Consider the following 16698-nt stretch of genomic DNA (forward strand, 5'->3'; position numbering starts at 1 on the left):
ACACCAAGTTCAAGGCGGAAGCCTATATCCTGACCAAGGACGAAGGTGGCCGTCATACGCCGTTCTTCTCCAACTACCGTCCGCAGTTCTACTTCCGCACGACCGACGTGACGGGTGTTGTGACGCTACCGGAAGGCACGGAAATGGTCATGCCCGGCGACAACATCGCAGTCGATGTGACGCTGATCGTGCCGATCGCCATGGAAGAGAAGCTCCGCTTCGCTATCCGTGAAGGCGGCCGCACCGTTGGTGCAGGGATTGTTTCTTCGATTATCGAGTAAAATTAAGGTTTTATGCAGAGGCGCCTGTTACATGGCGTCTCCGCTAAACAAGGAAAAGATGAAATGAACGGTCAAAACATCCGCATTCGCCTCAAGGCGTTTGATCATCGGATCCTTGACGATTCGACGCGGGAAATCGTGTCGACTGCCAAGCGTACCGGTGCCAACGTGCGCGGACCGATCCCGCTTCCTACACGGATCGAGAAGTTCACTGTTAACCGGTCGCCGCACATCGACAAGAAGAGCCGCGAACAGTTCGAGATGCGCACTCATAAGCGTCTTCTCGATATCGTAGACCCAACGCCACAGACCGTAGACGCGCTGATGAAGCTCGATCTCTCCGCTGGTGTTGATGTCGAGATCAAGCTGTAAGGCTTGAGGACGGAAGGACGAACCGATGCGTTCAGGTGTAATTGCACAGAAGCTGGGCATGACTCGCGTCTATAACGACGCAGGTGAGCATGTGCCGGTGACAGTACTCCGGATGGAGAATTGTCAGGTTGTGGCTCAGCGTACAGTCGAGAAGAATGGCTACACGGCCGTTCAGCTCGGTGTTGGTCTGGCCAAGGTTAAGAATACGACGAAGGGCCTGCGCGGCCATTTCGCGACTGCCTCGGTCGAGCCGAAGGCCAAGGTCGCGGAGTTCCGCGTCTCTGCCGATAATCTTCTTGATGTCGGCGTCGAGATCACTGCGGAGCATTACGTCGCCGGCCAGAAGGTCGACGTGACCGGTACTTCGATCGGCAAGGGTTTTGCCGGTTCGATGAAGCGGCACAACTTCGGCGGTCACCGCGCTTCGCATGGTAACTCCGTTACCCACCGCGCACACGGTTCAACTGGTCAGCGCCAGGATCCGGGCAAGGTGTTCAAGGGCAAGAAGATGGCCGGTCACATGGGTCAGACCCGCGTGACGACGCAGAATATCGAAGTCGTTTCGACCGATCTCGATCGCGGGCTCATTCTGGTTCGTGGTGCGGTTCCGGGTTCGAAGGGTGCTTGGATCCTGGTACGCGATGCCGTCAAGGTAGCGCTGCCGGACAACGCTCCGAAGCCGGCTGGTCTCCGCCAGGCAGCAAACGCGACAGCCGCTGTGTCTGATGCAGAAGTGGCGCAGACAACTGAGGGAGCCGAATAATGGACCTTTCGATTACAACACTTGAAGGCAAGGAAGCCGGCAAGGTGGAACTCTCCGAGGAGATTTTCGGCCTTGAACCGCGCGACGACATCCTTCAGCGCATGGTCCGTTACCAGCTCGCCAAGAAGCAGCAGGGAACGCACAAGGCAAAGGGCCGTTCGGAAATCGCACGCACCGGCGCCAAGATGTACAAGCAGAAGGGTACGGGCCGCGCCCGTCACCATTCGGCACGTGCACCGCAGTTCCGCGGCGGCGGCAAGGCTCATGGTCCGGTTGTTCACAGCCACGAACATGCCCTGCCGAAGAAGGTCCGCGCCCTTGCGCTTCGTCATGCCCTGTCTGCCAAGGTCAAGGCTTCCGACCTGATCATCGTCGATGACCTGGCCGCAGCCGAAGGCAAGACCAAGGTTCTTGTTTCGCAGTTCGCCAAGCTTGGCCTCGAAAATGCGCTTCTCATCGGCGGTGCCGAGATCGATGCGAATTTCCGTCGCGCTGCTTCGAACATTCCGAACATCGACGTCCTGCCGATCCAGGGCATCAATGTTTACGACATCCTGCGCCGCGGCAAGCTCGTGCTTTCCAAGGCAGCGGTTGAAGCTCTCGAGGAGCGTTTCAAATGACTGATCTTCGCCATTACGACGTGATCGTCAGCCCGGTCATCACCGAGAAGTCGACCCTTGTTTCTGAAAACAACCAGGTCGTCTTCAACGTAGCCCGCAAGGCAACGAAGCCGGAAATCAAGGCCGCAGTCGAAGCGCTGTTCCGCGTGAAGGTCACTGCAGTCAATACAGCTGTGCGCAAAGGCAAGGTGAAGCGGTTCCGCGGCATCGTCGGGCGCCAGAGTGATGTCAAGAAAGCAGTCGTGACGCTCGCCGAAGGGCAGTCGATCGATGTTTCGACTGGTCTCTGAGGGGCCGTGGAGTAAAGACAATGGCACTCAAGAATTATAATCCAACCACACCAAGCCAGCGTCAGCTGGTGATCGTGGACCGTTCGGAGCTCTACAAGGGCAAGCCTGTGAAGGCTCTGACCGAAGGTCTCGTATCGAAGGGTGGTCGCAACAACACGGGTCGCGTCACTGCACGCTACCAGGGTGGCGGGCACAAGCGCACCTATCGCTTCGTCGACTTCAAGCGTCGCAAGCATGACGTCGCTGCCAAGGTTGAACGGCTTGAATACGATCCGAACCGGACCGCATTCATCGCGCTCATCCGTTACGAAGATGGCGAGCTGAGCTACATCCTGGCGCCGCAGCGCCTGGCCGTTGGCGACAGCGTCATCGCCGGTGCACAGACCGACGTCAAGCCGGGCAATGCAATGCCCCTGTCGGCAATCCCGGTCGGCACCATCATCCACAATGTGGAGATGAAGCCGGGCAAGGGTGGCCAGATCGCCCGTTCGGCTGGCACCTATGCACAGCTCGTCGGCCGCGACCAGGGCATGGCGATCCTTCGCCTGAACTCGGGTGAACAGCGCCTCGTTCACGGCTCGTGCTTTGCAACGGTCGGTGCGGTTTCGAACCCGGACCATGGCAATATCAGCCTCGGCAAGGCAGGTCGCAGCCGCTGGCTGGGCAAGCGCCCGCACGTTCGCGGCGTCGCCATGAACCCGGTCGATCACCCGCACGGTGGTGGTGAAGGTCGTACGTCCGGTGGTCGTCATCCTGTTTCTCCGTGGGGCAAGCCCACGAAGGGCAAGAAGACGCGCTCCAACAAGTCGACGGACAAGTTCATCGCTCGTTCGCGTCATCAGCGCAAGAAGTAAGAGAGGTAGTCTGAAATGGCTCGTTCAGTTTGGAAAGGCCCGTTCATCGATGGCTATCTTCTCAAGAAGGCTGAGAAGGTACGTGAGGGCGGTCGCAGCGAAGTTATCAAGATCTGGAGCCGTCGCTCCACGATCCTGCCGCAGTTCGTCGGTCTGACGTTCGGCGTCTACAACGGTAACAAGCATGTTCCCGTTTCGGTCAACGAAGAGATGATCGGACACAAGTTTGGTGAATTCGCTCCGACGCGGACCTACTACGGTCACGGCGCGGACAAGAAGGCGAAGAGGAAATAACGATGGGCAAGGCTAAGGCTCCGCGCCAGCTTAAGGACAACGAGGCGAAAGCCGTTGCCCGCACGCTCCGCATCAGCCCTCAGAAGCTTAATCTGGTGGCTGCAATGATCCGCGGCAAGAAGGTCAATGCCGCTCTTGCCGATCTGGAATTTTCGCGCAAGCGGATTGCAGGCACGGTGAAAAAGACTCTCGAATCGGCTATCGCCAACGCGGAAAACAACCATGACCTGGATGTTGATGCTCTGGTTGTTGCCGAAGCCTATGTAGGCAAGTCAATCGTGATGAAGCGCTTCCATGTTCGTGGTCGCGGTCGTGCAAGCCGGATCGAGAAGCCGTTCTCGCATCTGACGATCGTCGTTCGCGAAGCACAGGAAAAAGGGGAGGCCGCATAATGGGCCAGAAGATTAATCCGGTTGGCTTCCGCCTCGGTATCAATCGGACCTGGGATTCGCGTTGGTATGCGAATACGGGTGAATACGGCAAGCTGCTGCATGAAGACCTGAAGATCCGCAAGTATCTGATGGACGAACTGAAGCAGGCTGCGATCTCCAAGGTTGTGATCGAGCGTCCGCACAAGAAGTGCCGCGTGACGATCCATGCCGCCCGTCCGGGCCTGATCATCGGCAAGAAGGGCGCCGATATCGAGAAGCTGCGTCGCAAGCTGTCAGAAATGACCAATGCCGATGCCGCGCTCAATATCGTCGAAGTCCGCAAGCCGGAGACTGACGCAACGCTCGTTGCCCAGTCGATCGCTCAGCAGCTCGAGCGCCGCGTTGCATTCCGCCGTGCCATGAAGCGCGCCGTTCAGTCGGCCATGCGTCTTGGTGCTGAAGGCATTCGTATCAATTGCTCGGGTCGCCTCGGCGGCGCGGAAATTGCGCGTATGGAATGGTACCGTGAAGGCCGCGTGCCTTTGCACACCCTTCGTGCCGATATCGATTACGGAACTGCTGAAGCTCACACTGCTTATGGCATTTGCGGCGTCAAGGTCTGGGTCTTCAAGGGCGAAATCCTTGAGCACGATCCCATGGCTTCCGAGCGCCGTGCTGTCGAGGGTGATAGCCATCAGGGTTCGAACCGTCGCCGCGAAAACGCTTAATTAGCGTCTTTCCGGATCGTGAATTTTGGAGTAGAGAACAATGCTGCAGCCTAAGCGCACAAAGTTCCGCAAGCAGTTCAAGGGCCGTATCCACGGCGCGTCGAAGGGCGGTACGGATCTTAATTTTGGTGCTTTCGGCCTGAAGGCCCTCGAGCCGAACCGCGTTACGGCGCGTGAGATCGAAGCCGCTCGCCGTGCAATTACCCGTCACATGAAGCGTGCCGGTCGTGTTTGGATCCGGGTATTCCCGGATGTTCCGGTCACATCGAAGCCTACCGAAGTCCGTATGGGTAAGGGCAAGGGTTCGGTCGATTATTGGGCAGCCCGCGTCGCACCAGGCCGCGTCATGTTCGAGCTCGACGGCGTTTCGGAAGAGCTTGCCCGTGAGGCACTGCGTCTCGGCGCGGCCAAGCTTTCGGTCAAGACGCGCTTTATTCAGCGCATCGCAGAATAAGGGGTGGATGTTATGAAATCCGCAGAAGTCCGGGCGATGAGCCTCGATCAGTTGAATGAAGAATTGGGTTCCCTGAAGAAAGAGCAGTTCAACCTGCGCTTCCAGAAGGCAACCGGCCAGTTGGAAAAAACCGCTCGCGTCCGGCAGATCCGCCGTGATATTGCGCGCATCAAGACTGTCGCCCGCCAGAAAGCGGCCGAGAGCAAGGCTTAAGGAAGAAAACCATGCCTAAACGCATTCTGCAGGGCGTTGTCGTGAGCGACAAAAACGACAAGACCGTTGTGGTCAAGGTCGAGCGGCGCTATTCGCACCCGCTCCTCCAGAAGACTGTGCGCCAGTCGAAGAAGTACAAGGCGCATGACGAGAATAACCAGTTCAAGGTCGGCGACGCGGTTTCCATCGAGGAATCCAAGCCGATTTCGAAAGACAAGCGTTGGGTTGTCGTAACGGACGCCCCGGCGAGCTAATTATCTGTATGTAAGTACGCAACAATCGCGAGGGGCAAGGAAAGCCCAGTCCGGTTGAACAAGAAGAAGGCGGCTAGTCATGATTCAGATGCAAACAAACCTCGACGTGGCGGATAATTCCGGCGCACGTCGTGTCATGTGCATCAAGGTGCTGGGCGGTTCGAAGCGGAAATATGCTTCGGTCGGCGACATCATTGTCGTATCGATCAAGGAAGCAATTCCGCGCGGCCGCGTTAAAAAAGGTGACGTGATGAAGGCAGTGGTTGTTCGCACTGCCAAGGACATCCGCCGCCCGGACGGTAGCGTTATTCGTTTCGACAAGAACGCAGCCGTTTTGATCGACAACAAGAAAGAGCCTATCGGCACACGTATCTTCGGACCGGTTCCGCGCGAACTTCGCGCAAAAAGCCACATGAAGATCATCTCGCTGGCTCCAGAAGTTTTGTAAGGAGCAGACGATGCAGAAAATCCGTAAAGGCGACCGCGTTGTCGTTCTGGCTGGTAAGGACAAGGGCCGTACCGGCGAAGTAATCAAAGTTTTGCCGAAGGATGAGCAGGCGCTCGTTCGCGGCGTCAATGTTGTCAAGCGTCACCAGAAGCAGACACAGAACCAGGAAGCCGGCATCATTTCGAAAGAAGCGCCGCTCCATCTGTCGAACCTCGCGATCGCCGACCCCAAGGATGGCAAGCCAACCCGTGTTGGCTTCAAGGTCCTCGAAGACGGCAAGAAGGTACGTGTAGCAAAGCGTTCAGGAGATCTGATCGATGGCTGATGCAAAAATCGAACCCCGCTTGAAGAAGCAGTACCAGGACGTGGTACGCAAGGCTCTTCTCGAGCAGTTCAAATATGACAACGAGATGCAGATCCCGCGCATCACCAAGGTTGTTCTCAACATGGGCGTTGGTGAAGCTACTGCTGACTCCAAGAAGCCAACTGTCGCAGCTGAAGATCTGGCATTGATTGCCGGTCAGAAGCCGGTTATTACGCGTGCGCGCAATTCGATCGCTACCTTCAAGGTTCGTGAGAATATGCCGATCGGAACGAAGGTCACCCTTCGCAAAGAGCGCATGTATGAATTCCTGGATCGCCTGATCACGATCGCGCTGCCGCGCGTTCGAGATTTCCGCGGTCTGAATCCAAAGAGCTTTGACGGTCGTGGCAATTTCGCCATGGGCATCAAGGAGCACATTGTGTTCCCGGAAATCAACTACGACAAGGTTGATCAGATCTGGGGCATGGACATCATCGTTTGTACGACTGCAAAGACGGATGATGAAGCACGCGCATTGCTGCGCGCCTTCAACTTCCCCTTCCGGCAGTAACGGCAAGCGTAGCGAGGTATTAGAAATGGCTAAGACGAGCGCAGTCGAAAAGAACAAGCGCCGTGGTCTTCTGGTGAAGCGTTTCGCTGCAAAGCGCGCGCGCCTGAAGGCTATCGTGATGAACCAGTCGCTGCCGCTGGATGAGCGCTTCCGCGCCACCATTCAGCTGGCAGAACTGCCACGCAATTCCACCAAGGTCCGTATCCGCAATCGTTGCGAAGTTTCGGGCCGTCCGCGCGGTTACTACCGCAAGCTTAAAATGTCGCGTATCGCATTGCGCCAGCTGGGTTCGTCCGGCCAGGTGCCCGGCGTCGTGAAGTCGAGCTGGTAAGGGAGCAAACAGATGTCTGTAAATGATCCTCTCGGCGATATGCTGACGCGCATCCGTAACGCGACGATGCGCAAGAAGGGCAAGGTTTCGACCCCTGCCTCCAAGCTTCGCGCCCGCGTTCTGGATGTTCTTCAGTCCGAAGGCTATATCCGCGGATACAGCCAGGTTGATTTCGAAAACGGCAAGTCCGAGATCGAAATCGAGCTGAAGTATTTTGAGAACGTACCGGTAATTCGCGAGATTACCCGTATTTCGAAGCCCGGCCGTCGCGTTTACGTTTCGGTCAAGTCGATCCCGCAGGTTGCAAACGGCCTTGGTATTTCGATCCTGTCGACGCCGAAGGGCGTGATGGCGGATCACGAGGCACGTGAACAGAATGTTGGTGGCGAGTTGCTCTGCCGCATATTCTAATGCGTGGGCTGTAAACAGGAAGAAACGGACAGGTTGAAAAATGTCTCGTATCGGTAAAAAACCCGTGGCAGTCCCGCAGGGCGTAACAGCCAGCGTAGACGGCCAGACCATCAAGGCCAAGGGCCCGAAGGGGGAACTCTCCTTCGTCGCCAATGACGACATTGTGGTCAAGTTTGAGGATGGCGCGGTAAGCGTCAATCCTCGTGACAATACGAAGCTCGCACGCTCGAAGTGGGGCATGAGCCGCACGATGGTCGTCAACATCTTCACGGGTGTTAAGGACGGCTTCGAAAAGCGTCTCGAGATCAGCGGCGTCGGCTATCGTGCGGCAATGCAGGGCAAGAACCTGCAGCTGTCGCTCGGCTTCAGTCATGAAGTGGTCTACGAAGTGCCAGCCGGCATCACTGTTGCCGTACCGAAGCCGACGGAAATCGTCGTGACCGGTATCGACAAGCAGCAGGTCGGCCAGGTCGCTGCCGAGATCCGCGAATATCGTGGTCCGGAACCCTATAAGGGCAAGGGCGTCAAGTACGCGGGCGAGAAGATCGTTCGCAAAGAAGGCAAGAAGAAGTAAGGAATTCGTGTCATGGCATCGCCGAAAGAAATCATTCAGCGTCGCGCTGCGCGTGTTCGCCGCCAGCTCAAGGCGGTTGCCGGTGACCGTCCGCGGCTCAGCGTCCACCGTTCTTCAAAGAATATCTATGCGCAGGTCATCGACGACGCGCGTGGACATACGATTGCATCCGCATCTACCCTCGAAGCTGACCTCAAGGGCAAGCTGAAGACCGGTGCAGATTCGGATGCAGCAGCCCTCATCGGCAAGCTCGTCGCCGAGCGCGCCGTCAAGGCTGGCATCAAGGAAGTCGTCTTCGACCGTGGCGCCTATATTTACCACGGCCGCGTGAAGGCGCTTGCCGAAGCTGCTCGCGAAGCTGGCCTTAGCTTCTAAGGGCAGACTTTAAAAAACCATTCGTGCTACCGGAAAAGAAAAAGGAATTAGGAGCATGGCACAGGAAAAGAGAAGCCGCGAAGATCGCGGCCGCAACGAAGAGCGCGATAGCGAATTCGTTGACAAGCTGGTCCATATCAACCGTGTTGCCAAGGTCGTCAAGGGCGGCCGGCGTTTCGGTTTTGCTGCTCTCGTCGTCGTTGGCGACCAGAAGGGCCGCGTAGGCTTCGGTCATGGCAAGGCACGCGAAGTGCCGGAAGCCATCCGCAAGGCAACCGAGTCCGCCAAGCGTGAGATGATCTTCGTACCGCTTCGTTCGGGCCGTACGCTGCATCACGATGTCGAAGGCCGTCATGGCGCCGGCAAGGTTCTGCTGCGTGCAGCAACGGCAGGTACCGGCATCATCGCCGGTGGTCCGATGCGCGCCGTCTTCGAAACGCTCGGCGTTCAGGACGTTGTCGCCAAGTCGCTCGGTTCGTCGAACCCCTACAACATGGTTCGCGCGACGTTTGATGCCCTCAAGCATCAGATGCATCCGAAGGACATCGCTGCACAGCGCGGTATCAAGTATTCGACACTGCAGGCTCGCCGCCGCGACGTGGTCGGTTCGGAAGAATAGGCCAGGAACTGGCGCAGCGGGGCAGGGGCCGTTGGCTCCGCCCACTGTAGACAAAGGACAAAGTCATGGTTGAGAAAAAGAAGGGTAAGACGGTTACGGTCGAACAGATCGGTAGCCCTATCCGCCGTCCGGTTGAACAGCGCGCAACGCTCGTCGGCCTGGGCCTCAATAAGATGCATCGCCGCAGCACGCTTGAAGATACGCCTTCGGTGCGTGGTATGATTGCAAAGGTTCAACATCTCGTCCGCGTCGTGGACGAGGCTTGATACCGGAGATATTCAGATGAAACTCAATGAACTGAGTGAAAACACAGGCGCCACCAAGGCTCGCAAGCGCGTTGGCCGCGGTATCGGCTCCGGTTCCGGCAAGACTGCCGGTCGCGGTGTGAAGGGTCAGAAGTCGCGTTCGGGCGTTGCCATCAACGGTTTCGAAGGCGGCCAGATGCCAATCTATCGCCGCTTGCCGAAGCGCGGTTTCACCAACATCTTCGCCAAGAGCTTCAACGTCGTTTCGGTTGGCCGTATCCAGGCTGCCATCGATGCCAAGAAGCTCGATGCGAAGGCGTCGATCACCCTCGAAGCTCTCAAGGCTGCCGGCGTCATCCGCCGCGCCAAGGATGGCGTTCGCCTGCTGGCCGATGGTGACATCAAGACGGCGGTAACGCTTGAAGTGGCCGGCGCCTCCAAGGCTGCGATCGAAAAGATCGAAAAGGCTGGCGGTACCGTCAAGCTTCCGGCAGCCCCTGCTGCTGCAGAATAAAATCTGACTATTCGAGCGGCGATCTCCCTGATCGCCGCTTGTACCTTTTATCAAGGGCACATATCTGGGTAGAGCCGCCGATTCCCGTTCGGGTGGCGAGGCCCCGTCGGGCACAGACCGGAGACTATAATGGCTTCAGCCGCAGAACAGCTCGCGTCAAATCTTAATTTCTCTGCTTTCTCGAAGGCTGAAGAGCTCAAGAAGCGCATTTGGTTTACTCTTGGCGCATTGCTGGTCTACCGTCTCGGTACCTACATTCCGCTGCCGGGCATCAATCTTGCCGCTTACGCACAGGCATTCAATCACCAGGCACAGGGCATCCTCGGGATGTTCAACATGTTCGCCGGTGGTGCCGTCGCCCGTATGGCGATCTTTGCGCTCGGCATCATGCCTTATATTTCCGCCTCGATCATCGTGCAGCTGATGACGTCAGTCGTACCGGCGCTGGAGCAGCTGAAGAAGGATGGCGAGCAGGGCCGCAAGGTCATCAACCAGTATACCCGCTACGGCACGGTGCTGCTCGCAACGGTCCAGGCCTATGCGATCGCAGTCGGCCTGCAGGGCAGCCAGGGAATTGTGACCAATCCGGGTCCGTTCTTCCTGTTCTCGACCGTCATCACGCTCGTCGGCGGCACCATGTTCCTGATGTGGCTGGGCGAACAGATCACTGCCCGCGGCATCGGTAACGGCATTTCGCTGATCATTTTCTCGGGCATCGTCGCCAACCTGCCGCAGGCAATCTCCGGAACGCTGGAACTCGGCCGTACCGGCGCTCTGTCGACTACGGTTATCCTTGCGATCATCGTCCTGACGATTGCCGTCATCGGCATCATCGTCTTCGTCGAGCGCGCACAGCGCCGCCTGCTGATCCAGTATCCGAAGCGCCAGGTCGGCAACCGCATGTTCCAGGGCGACACGTCGCATCTGCCGCTGAAGCTGAATACGGCCGGCGTCATTCCGCCGATCTTTGCCTCGTCGCTGCTGCTTCTGCCTGCAACGATCGCCGGCTTCGCGCAGAGCCACAATCTGCCGGCATGGGCAACGACGGTGCTGTCGTCGCTCGGCCATGGCCAGCCGATGTACATGGCGCTCTATGCAGCGATGATCGTGTTCTTTGCCTTCTTCTATACGGCGCTCGTCTTCAATCCGAAGGACACCGCCGACCAGTTGAAGAAGCATTCCGGTTTCATTCCCGGCATTCGCCCCGGCGAGCGTACGGCTGAATACATCGATTACGTCCTGACGCGTATTACAGTTCTTGGCGCTATCTATCTTGTCATCATCTGCATGCTGCCAGAATTCCTGATTTCGTGGGCGGGTGTTCCTTTCTATCTCGGCGGTACGTCGCTGTTGATTGTCGTGAGCGTGACGCTCGATACGGTTGCACAGATCCAGGGTCACCTGATTGCGCATCAGTATGAAGGGCTGATCAAGAAGTCGAAGCTCCGTGGGGGGAAACGCAACAGATGAGATTAATACTTCTCGGACCACCGGGGGCAGGTAAGGGAACTCAGTCTCAGCGCTTGGTAGAAAAACTAGGGATTCCACAGCTCTCGACGGGCGACATGCTGCGCGAGGCGGTGAAAGCCGGAACGGAAGTTGGCCTGAAGGCCAAAGCGGTGATGGATGCCGGGAACCTCGTTTCCGACGAGATCGTCAATGCGATCGTCTCCGAACGCATCGACCAGCCGGATGCGGTCAAGGGGTTCATCCTCGACGGCTATCCGCGCACGCTGGTACAGGCGGATGCGGTTGAGGACATGCTTGCGGCCAAGGGGCTCGAGCTGGACTGCGTGATCGAGCTTGAAGTGGACGACAATGTTCTCGTCGAGCGTATTTCCGGAAGATACTCCTGCGCCAAGTGCGGGACCGGTTATCACGACACCAACAAGAAGCCGCATGTTGCCGGCGTCTGCGACAAGTGCGGATCGACCGAGTTCAAGCGCCGGCCGGACGACAATGCCGAGACGGTGCGCACGCGCCTCGAAGCATACTACAAGCAGACCTCGCCATTGATTGGCTACTACTATGCCAAGGGCAAGTTGAAGAAGGTCGATGGCATGGCCGACATGGAAGATGTCACCGCGTCTATCGAAAAAATTCTGTCGGATTTATAGATCTGACATAATTTCATCGAAGGAGTTGACTTTTTGCGGCGATTCCTTCAAGTACGGCGCAAATTCGCTTGGATATGAAGCGGTCGGCGCCGATCCGGTAAAGCAGGTTCGGGGCTGATCGTTTGTGTTTGTCCCGGATATAAGTTTTCATCCCGCCATCTGGCTGCCGTGTTGGCACTCCAGCTCTGCCGGTCAACAAGGAGAATAGACGTGGCACGTATCGCTGGCGTCAACATCCCGACGAACAAGCGCGTTGTAATTGCGCTTCAGTACATTCACGGGATTGGTCAAAAGTTTGCTCAGGAAATCGTCGAGAAAGTCGGCATTCCTGCAGAGCGTCGCGTCAACCAGTTGACCGATGCGGAAGTTTTGCAGATTCGCGAAACGATCGACCGCGATTACCAGGTTGAAGGTGATCTGCGTCGTGAAGTTTCGATGAACATCAAGCGTCTGATGGATCTGGGCTGCTACCGCGGTCTGCGTCATCGCCGCTCGCTGCCGGTTCGTGGCCAGCGCACGCATACCAATGCGCGTACCCGCAAGGGTCCTGCCAAGGCAATCGCCGGCAAGAAGAAGTAAGTTCATGCCGGCGCGATTGCTCGCGCCGGCTCTGCCTTTGGCAGATGCAGTGTTGGTTTCGCACTTTAAATGAAACCACGGTGGAGCCTCTGGAAATACGGAGGCGTCGAGATCAACTGAAAGGACTACCATGGCCAAGGAAGCCACGCGCGTTCGCCGTCGCGAGCGCAAGAATATTTCGTCGGGCGTTGCCCACGTCAATTCGACATTCAACAATACGATGATCACCATCACGGACGCACAAGGCAATGCAATTGCTTGGTCTTCCGCAGGTGCACAGGGTTTCAAGGGTTCGCGCAAGTCGACCCCCTTCGCTGCACAGATGGCCGCTGAAGATTGTGCCAAGAAGGCACAGGAACATGGCATGCGTTCGCTCGAAGTCGAGGTGTGCGGACCTGGTTCCGGCCGTGAATCGGCTCTGCGCGCGCTCCAGGCTGCTGGTTTCACGATTACGTCGATCCGCGACGTAACGCCGATCCCGCACAATGGCTGCCGTCCGCGCAAGCGTCGCCGCGTCTAATCTTCGCGACAGGATTTTGACCGCATGAACTGGGTTTCCAGCTCCTCTGCGGTTTCCACGCCTCAATGCCACGATTGGATGGTGGTAAAGGCTAGGATAGGGAAAAGCTAAATGATCCAGAAGAACTGGCAAGAACTTATCAAGCCGAACAAGGTCGAGTTTCAGACCTCCGGCTCGAAGACCAAGGCAACGGTCGTCGCCGAACCGCTCGAGCGTGGTTATGGCCTGACGCTCGGCAATGCCCTGCGCCGCGTGCTTTTGTCCTCGCTGCGCGGCGCTGCCGTGACGGCGGTGCAGATTGACGGCGTTCTGCATGAATTCTCGTCGATTCCGGGCGTTCGCGAGGATGTCACGGATATCGTCCTCAACATCAAGGAAATCGCAATCCACATGGAGAGCGATGGTCCGAAGCGCATGGTCGTGCGCAAGGAAGGCCCGGGCGTCGTTACGGCTGGTGACATCCAGACCGTTGGCGACATCGAGATCCTCAACCCGGAACACGTCATCTGCACGCTCGACGAAGGCGCTGAAATCCGCATGGAATTCACCGTCAACACCGGCAAGGGTTACGTGCCTGCCGACCGTAACCGTGCTGAAGACGCGCCGATCGGGCTCATCCCGGTCGACAGCCTCTATTCGCCGGTACGCAAGGTTTCGTACAAGATCGAGAACACCCGTGAAGGTCAGGTTCTCGACTATGACAAGCTGATCCTTTCGATCGAAACCGATGGCTCGATCTCCGGTGAAGATGCGGTTGCCTATGCAGCGCGCATTCTGCAGGACCAGCTTGCGATCTTCGTCAACTTCGATGAGCCGCAGAAGGAAGTTCAGCAGGAACAGGTTACCGAACTGGCGTTCAATCCGGCCCTTCTCAAGAAGGTCGATGAACTCGAGCTTTCGGTCCGTTCGGCAAACTGCCTCAAGAATGATAACATCGTCTACATTGGCGATCTCATTCAGAAGACAGAAGCAGAAATGCTGCGCACCCCGAACTTCGGCCGCAAGTCGCTGAACGAAATCAAGGAAGTTCTGGCTTCCATGGGTCTCCATCTTGGCATGGAAGTACCGTCGTGGCCGCCGGAAAACATCGAAGATCTCGCGAAGCGCTACGAAGACCAGTATTAAGAACCCGGGCAGATCGCCCGACAGTCTAAAGCCCGGGCAGTGAGCCCGAACAAAGAAACTAAGGAGAAGGCTCATGCGCCACGGTAATTCAGGCCGCAAGCTTAACCGGACTGCCAGCCACCGCAAGGCGATGTTTGCCAATATGGCCGCATCGTTGATCGAGCATGAGCAGATCGTGACAACGCTGCCCAAGGCCAAGGAAATTCGTCCCATCGTTGAAAAGCTTGTCACGCTCGGCAAGCGCGGTGACCTGCACGCTCGTCGTCAGGCCATCTCGGCTATCCGCGATGCCAAGCTCGTTGCCAAGCTGTTCGATACGCTTGCACCGCGCTATGGCCAGCGCAATGGTGGTTACATCCGCATCATGAAGGCAGGCTTCCGCACCGGTGACAATGCACCGCTCGCAGTTGTCGAATTCGTCGATCGCGACACCAGCGCCAAGGGCTCCAAGGACCTGGCTCGCGTTGCTGCCGAGCAGGCCAACGAAGCCGAAGCAGCGTAAGCACCGCTTGATACCTAGCAGTTGATTTGGGGGCCTCGTGCCCCCTTTTCGCGTTAAAGGTGCTGGCGGGTGAAGGCACCGCGACCGCCGCGATGGAGTACGAAGATTGGCGACGCTACTGCCGGGCGCCTGTCGAAAAGCCCTTTACAAGGTCCGGTTCGTTGTCAAACCTGCATCGTCGGAAACCATTCCACACGTTGCAGAAGTCGGGCGCGATATGATCCCGATCAGGGAGTTCCTTGGTTATGGCACGCTTTGTAATTGGCCCTGACGTTGCCTTGCATCTTGCGGAGATCGACGCGGCAATCCCTGCGAAACATAAGCTGCTCGCGCCAACGCTTTTAAGGTCGCAAGTTCTGGCGCTGCTTTATGAAGCCGTTAGACGTGGGGATATCGATCGCAAGGGCGCCAATGCAAAACTTGACTATCTTCGGTCGCTGAAGCTCCGTTTGCTCGGTGATCGGGTCCTTCAGCGCGTTGCTTGGGACATTGCCCAGCAACTGGATTGGCCTGACACTTATCAGGCAGAATATCTCGCCTTGACCAGGCTTCAGGCCGATGCCTTCATCACGCTCGACCGTGATCTTGCGCAAACAGCACAGGCCATCATACCGGTGGCGTCAATAGAGGACCTCCTCAACCCACCCGACTGATCATTGTAGGAACGACCGCAGCGCATCCTCGTGCAAGGCTCTTTTGCGTTCGTGTGCCCGGCTCCGGGTAACCCTTTTACGTACTTGTGTTGATGGACCCCGACCGGCAATCTGCGCTCGGTCTATTCCGAGGGAGGGTTCGATGAACGACGACCGGGAAGCAGCATTTCAAGGAACAATCAAACATTTGCAACGCAGCGGGGCTGCATTGGGTGCGTTCGTGGCGGCTGGTATGCTGTTTCTGACGTTTCTTGTCGGAACCGCATATGCGCAGCAGCCGACAGCGGCCCAGCAAAATGCCATCAAGTCCAACTGCCGCAACGATTTCATGGCGGAATGTTCGGGCGTGCAGCCTGGAGGGCAGGCCGCCCTCTCATGTCTGCAACAGCATAGTTCATCGCTTTCATCTGCCTGCAAGAGTGCGGTTGCGGCGATCGGCGGATCAAGTGCTCCCGCGGCAGGAGCGACGACACCCGCGCCCGCTGCGACCGCGCCTGCTGCGGCAGCGCCCGCTGCCAAGGCCTTTACGCCGCGCGAGGAAATGGCGATCGCCCGGCAGGAATGCGGACCCGACTTTCGTGCATTCTGTCGATCGGTGGCGCTCGGTGGTGGTCGGGGAATTGCCTGTCTGCGCGAGAACATGGCGCGGCTTTCGCCCGGATGCCAGAAGGTGCTGAGCGCCCGCTAACGGTCGGCCAGCGCAAGCTTCATCCCCAGCACGACGAATGCGCCGGCAAAACTCCGGCGCAGCCAGGTCAATATGCGTGGCCTGGCGATGACCTGATTGCGTACCGATGCCGCGAATAGTCCATAGAGCACGAAGACGACGAACGTCATCAGCATGAAAACGCTGCTCAGCCAAAGCATGCGCAGCAGCGGATGCGGCTCGTTCGCGCTGACGAATTGCGGGAGGAAGGCAAGGAAGAAGAACGACAGTTTCGGGTTGAGGATGTTGATCAGGATCGCCTTCAGCGTAATTCCCGCCATCGAACTCTGACCGCTATCGGCATCGATCTTGAGCGAGCCGTTCTCGCGCAGTGCGTTCCACGCCATATAGAGAAGATAGGCGACACCCAGATACTTGAACGTGTGAAACGCCAGAGCGCTGGTGTGCAGGATGGCCGCCAATCCGCCGATTGCGGCCGCCATATGCGGTACAATGCCGATCGTGCAGCCGAATGCCGCAGCGACACTCGCCCAGACGCCGCGGGAAAGGCCGGTTGCCAGCGTATAGACCACGCCCGTGCCCGGCGAAACGACGATGATGAATGATGTAATGAGGAATTCGAGACCCACTTGTGTGCTCCTTTTGTGTC

The 16698-nt window shown here is 57.6% G+C and carries 31 protein-coding genes; 30 read left to right on the top strand and 1 reads right to left on the bottom strand.

Translation table 11 applies throughout. The features are described from left to right. From HQ945_RS21360 to HQ945_RS21505, 30 genes are all read left to right on the top strand, one after another. Positions 1-281, top strand: a 281-nt coding sequence (locus tag HQ945_RS21360; protein WP_484555911.1) for an EF-Tu C-terminal domain-related protein, incomplete at its 5' end; no start/stop codon positions are given. Positions 282-344: 63 nt separating this feature from the next. Beyond that, entirely contained in the window at positions 345-653 is a 309-nt protein-coding gene (rpsJ, locus tag HQ945_RS21365) for a 30S ribosomal protein S10 (RefSeq protein WP_008124902.1), read from the top strand. A gap of 25 nt (positions 654-678) precedes the next feature. Beyond that, positions 679-1416 (top strand): 50S ribosomal protein L3, encoded by a 738-nt coding sequence (gene rplC / locus HQ945_RS21370; protein WP_027233161.1) that lies wholly within the window; start codon positions 679-681, stop codon positions 1414-1416. Then, positions 1416-2036 carry a 50S ribosomal protein L4 gene (rplD, locus tag HQ945_RS21375; protein WP_091922988.1) on the top strand — a complete coding sequence of 207 codons (621 nt, stop codon included), beginning with the start codon at positions 1416-1418 and terminating at the stop codon, positions 2034-2036. Before rplC ends, rplD begins: the two co-directional genes overlap by 1 nt. Next, positions 2033-2326, top strand: a complete 294-nt coding sequence (locus tag HQ945_RS21380; protein WP_027233163.1) for a 50S ribosomal protein L23 — start codon at positions 2033-2035, stop codon at positions 2324-2326. Before rplD ends, HQ945_RS21380 begins: the two co-directional genes overlap by 4 nt. A 20-nt stretch (positions 2327-2346) precedes the next feature. After that, a complete protein-coding gene (rplB, locus tag HQ945_RS21385) occupies positions 2347-3180 on the top strand; it encodes a 50S ribosomal protein L2 (protein WP_027233164.1) in 834 nt (277 codons plus the stop codon). A 15-nt stretch (positions 3181-3195) separates the two neighbouring features. Further along, the gene (gene rpsS / locus HQ945_RS21390; RefSeq protein WP_008124912.1) at positions 3196-3474 is read left to right on the top strand and encodes a 30S ribosomal protein S19; all 279 of its coding nucleotides are present in this window, start codon (positions 3196-3198) and stop codon (positions 3472-3474) included. A 2-nt stretch (positions 3475-3476) separates the two neighbouring features. Beyond that, positions 3477-3866: a 50S ribosomal protein L22 gene (gene rplV, locus HQ945_RS21395; protein ID WP_027233165.1), complete on the top strand. Its 390-nt coding sequence runs from the start codon at positions 3477-3479 to the stop codon at positions 3864-3866. Next, positions 3866-4573, top strand: a complete 708-nt coding sequence (gene rpsC / locus HQ945_RS21400) for a 30S ribosomal protein S3 (protein WP_027233166.1) — start codon at positions 3866-3868, stop codon at positions 4571-4573. Before rplV ends, rpsC begins: the two co-directional genes overlap by 1 nt. Positions 4574-4613: 40 nt before the next feature. Beyond that, a complete protein-coding gene (gene rplP, locus HQ945_RS21405) occupies positions 4614-5027 on the top strand; it encodes a 50S ribosomal protein L16 (protein WP_027233167.1) in 414 nt (137 codons plus the stop codon). 12 nt (positions 5028-5039) lie between these two features. After that, positions 5040-5240 (top strand): 50S ribosomal protein L29, encoded by a 201-nt coding sequence (gene rpmC, locus HQ945_RS21410; RefSeq protein WP_113280034.1) that lies wholly within the window; start codon positions 5040-5042, stop codon positions 5238-5240. A gap of 11 nt (positions 5241-5251) precedes the next feature. Then, the gene (rpsQ, locus tag HQ945_RS21415) at positions 5252-5494 is read left to right on the top strand and encodes a 30S ribosomal protein S17 (RefSeq protein WP_027233169.1); all 243 of its coding nucleotides are present in this window, start codon (positions 5252-5254) and stop codon (positions 5492-5494) included. A 79-nt stretch (positions 5495-5573) separates the two neighbouring features. Then, positions 5574-5942, top strand: coding sequence for a 50S ribosomal protein L14 (rplN, locus tag HQ945_RS21420; protein ID WP_027233170.1), 369 nt, complete (start codon positions 5574-5576; stop codon positions 5940-5942). A 10-nt stretch (positions 5943-5952) separates the two neighbouring features. Further along, positions 5953-6267, top strand: coding sequence for a 50S ribosomal protein L24 (rplX, locus tag HQ945_RS21425; RefSeq protein WP_027233171.1), 315 nt, complete (start codon positions 5953-5955; stop codon positions 6265-6267). After that, the gene (gene rplE, locus HQ945_RS21430; RefSeq protein ID WP_027233172.1) at positions 6260-6817 is read left to right on the top strand and encodes a 50S ribosomal protein L5; all 558 of its coding nucleotides are present in this window, start codon (positions 6260-6262) and stop codon (positions 6815-6817) included. Before rplX ends, rplE begins: the two co-directional genes overlap by 8 nt. Positions 6818-6842: 25 nt before the next feature. Then, the gene (gene rpsN / locus HQ945_RS21435) at positions 6843-7148 is read left to right on the top strand and encodes a 30S ribosomal protein S14 (protein ID WP_027233173.1); all 306 of its coding nucleotides are present in this window, start codon (positions 6843-6845) and stop codon (positions 7146-7148) included. Positions 7149-7160: 12 nt separating this feature from the next. Beyond that, complete coding sequence (rpsH, locus tag HQ945_RS21440; protein WP_027233174.1) at positions 7161-7559, top strand: 30S ribosomal protein S8; 399 nt, start codon at positions 7161-7163, stop codon at positions 7557-7559. A 40-nt stretch (positions 7560-7599) separates the two neighbouring features. Next, a complete protein-coding gene (gene rplF, locus HQ945_RS21445; RefSeq protein ID WP_027233175.1) occupies positions 7600-8133 on the top strand; it encodes a 50S ribosomal protein L6 in 534 nt (177 codons plus the stop codon). A 12-nt stretch (positions 8134-8145) separates the two neighbouring features. Beyond that, positions 8146-8508 (top strand): 50S ribosomal protein L18, encoded by a 363-nt coding sequence (gene rplR / locus HQ945_RS21450; RefSeq protein WP_027233176.1) that lies wholly within the window; start codon positions 8146-8148, stop codon positions 8506-8508. 55 nt (positions 8509-8563) lie between these two features. Next, positions 8564-9127 (top strand): 30S ribosomal protein S5, encoded by a 564-nt coding sequence (rpsE, locus tag HQ945_RS21455; protein WP_091922984.1) that lies wholly within the window; start codon positions 8564-8566, stop codon positions 9125-9127. A gap of 65 nt (positions 9128-9192) precedes the next feature. After that, positions 9193-9393, top strand: a complete 201-nt coding sequence (gene rpmD / locus HQ945_RS21460; RefSeq protein WP_027233178.1) for a 50S ribosomal protein L30 — start codon at positions 9193-9195, stop codon at positions 9391-9393. A 16-nt stretch (positions 9394-9409) separates the two neighbouring features. Beyond that, positions 9410-9886, top strand: coding sequence for a 50S ribosomal protein L15 (gene rplO, locus HQ945_RS21465; protein WP_027233179.1), 477 nt, complete (start codon positions 9410-9412; stop codon positions 9884-9886). Between the two features lie 129 nt (positions 9887-10015). Further along, positions 10016-11356: a preprotein translocase subunit SecY gene (secY, locus tag HQ945_RS21470; protein ID WP_027233180.1), complete on the top strand. Its 1341-nt coding sequence runs from the start codon at positions 10016-10018 to the stop codon at positions 11354-11356. Beyond that, a complete protein-coding gene (locus tag HQ945_RS21475; RefSeq protein ID WP_091922980.1) occupies positions 11353-12003 on the top strand; it encodes an adenylate kinase in 651 nt (216 codons plus the stop codon). The genes secY and HQ945_RS21475 overlap by 4 nt, the downstream gene beginning before the upstream one ends. 210 nt (positions 12004-12213) lie before the next feature. Then, entirely contained in the window at positions 12214-12582 is a 369-nt protein-coding gene (gene rpsM / locus HQ945_RS21480) for a 30S ribosomal protein S13 (protein WP_027233182.1), read from the top strand. Positions 12583-12712: 130 nt separating this feature from the next. Then, a complete protein-coding gene (rpsK, locus tag HQ945_RS21485) occupies positions 12713-13102 on the top strand; it encodes a 30S ribosomal protein S11 (RefSeq protein WP_008124952.1) in 390 nt (129 codons plus the stop codon). A 111-nt stretch (positions 13103-13213) separates the two neighbouring features. Then, a complete protein-coding gene (locus tag HQ945_RS21490; RefSeq protein WP_027233183.1) occupies positions 13214-14227 on the top strand; it encodes a DNA-directed RNA polymerase subunit alpha in 1014 nt (337 codons plus the stop codon). A 73-nt stretch (positions 14228-14300) separates the two neighbouring features. Beyond that, positions 14301-14729, top strand: a complete 429-nt coding sequence (rplQ, locus tag HQ945_RS21495; protein WP_027233184.1) for a 50S ribosomal protein L17 — start codon at positions 14301-14303, stop codon at positions 14727-14729. Positions 14730-14974: 245 nt separating this feature from the next. After that, the gene (locus tag HQ945_RS22995) at positions 14975-15382 is read left to right on the top strand and encodes a type II toxin-antitoxin system VapC family toxin (RefSeq protein ID WP_113280035.1); all 408 of its coding nucleotides are present in this window, start codon (positions 14975-14977) and stop codon (positions 15380-15382) included. A gap of 142 nt (positions 15383-15524) precedes the next feature. Then, positions 15525-16070 carry a hypothetical protein gene (locus HQ945_RS21505; RefSeq protein ID WP_174208489.1) on the top strand — a complete coding sequence of 182 codons (546 nt, stop codon included), beginning with the start codon at positions 15525-15527 and terminating at the stop codon, positions 16068-16070. On the opposite strand, the gene HQ945_RS21510 is transcribed toward HQ945_RS21505, so the two are convergent. Further along, entirely contained in the window at positions 16067-16678 is a 612-nt protein-coding gene (locus tag HQ945_RS21510; protein WP_113280036.1) for a LysE family translocator, read from the bottom strand. The genes HQ945_RS21505 and HQ945_RS21510 overlap by 4 nt on opposite strands. Between the last annotated feature and the right edge of the window lie 20 nt (positions 16679-16698).

It is taken from the genome of Phyllobacterium pellucidum, from assembly GCF_013327855.1.
Taxonomy (GTDB): Bacteria; Pseudomonadota; Alphaproteobacteria; order Rhizobiales; family Rhizobiaceae; genus Phyllobacterium; species Phyllobacterium pellucidum.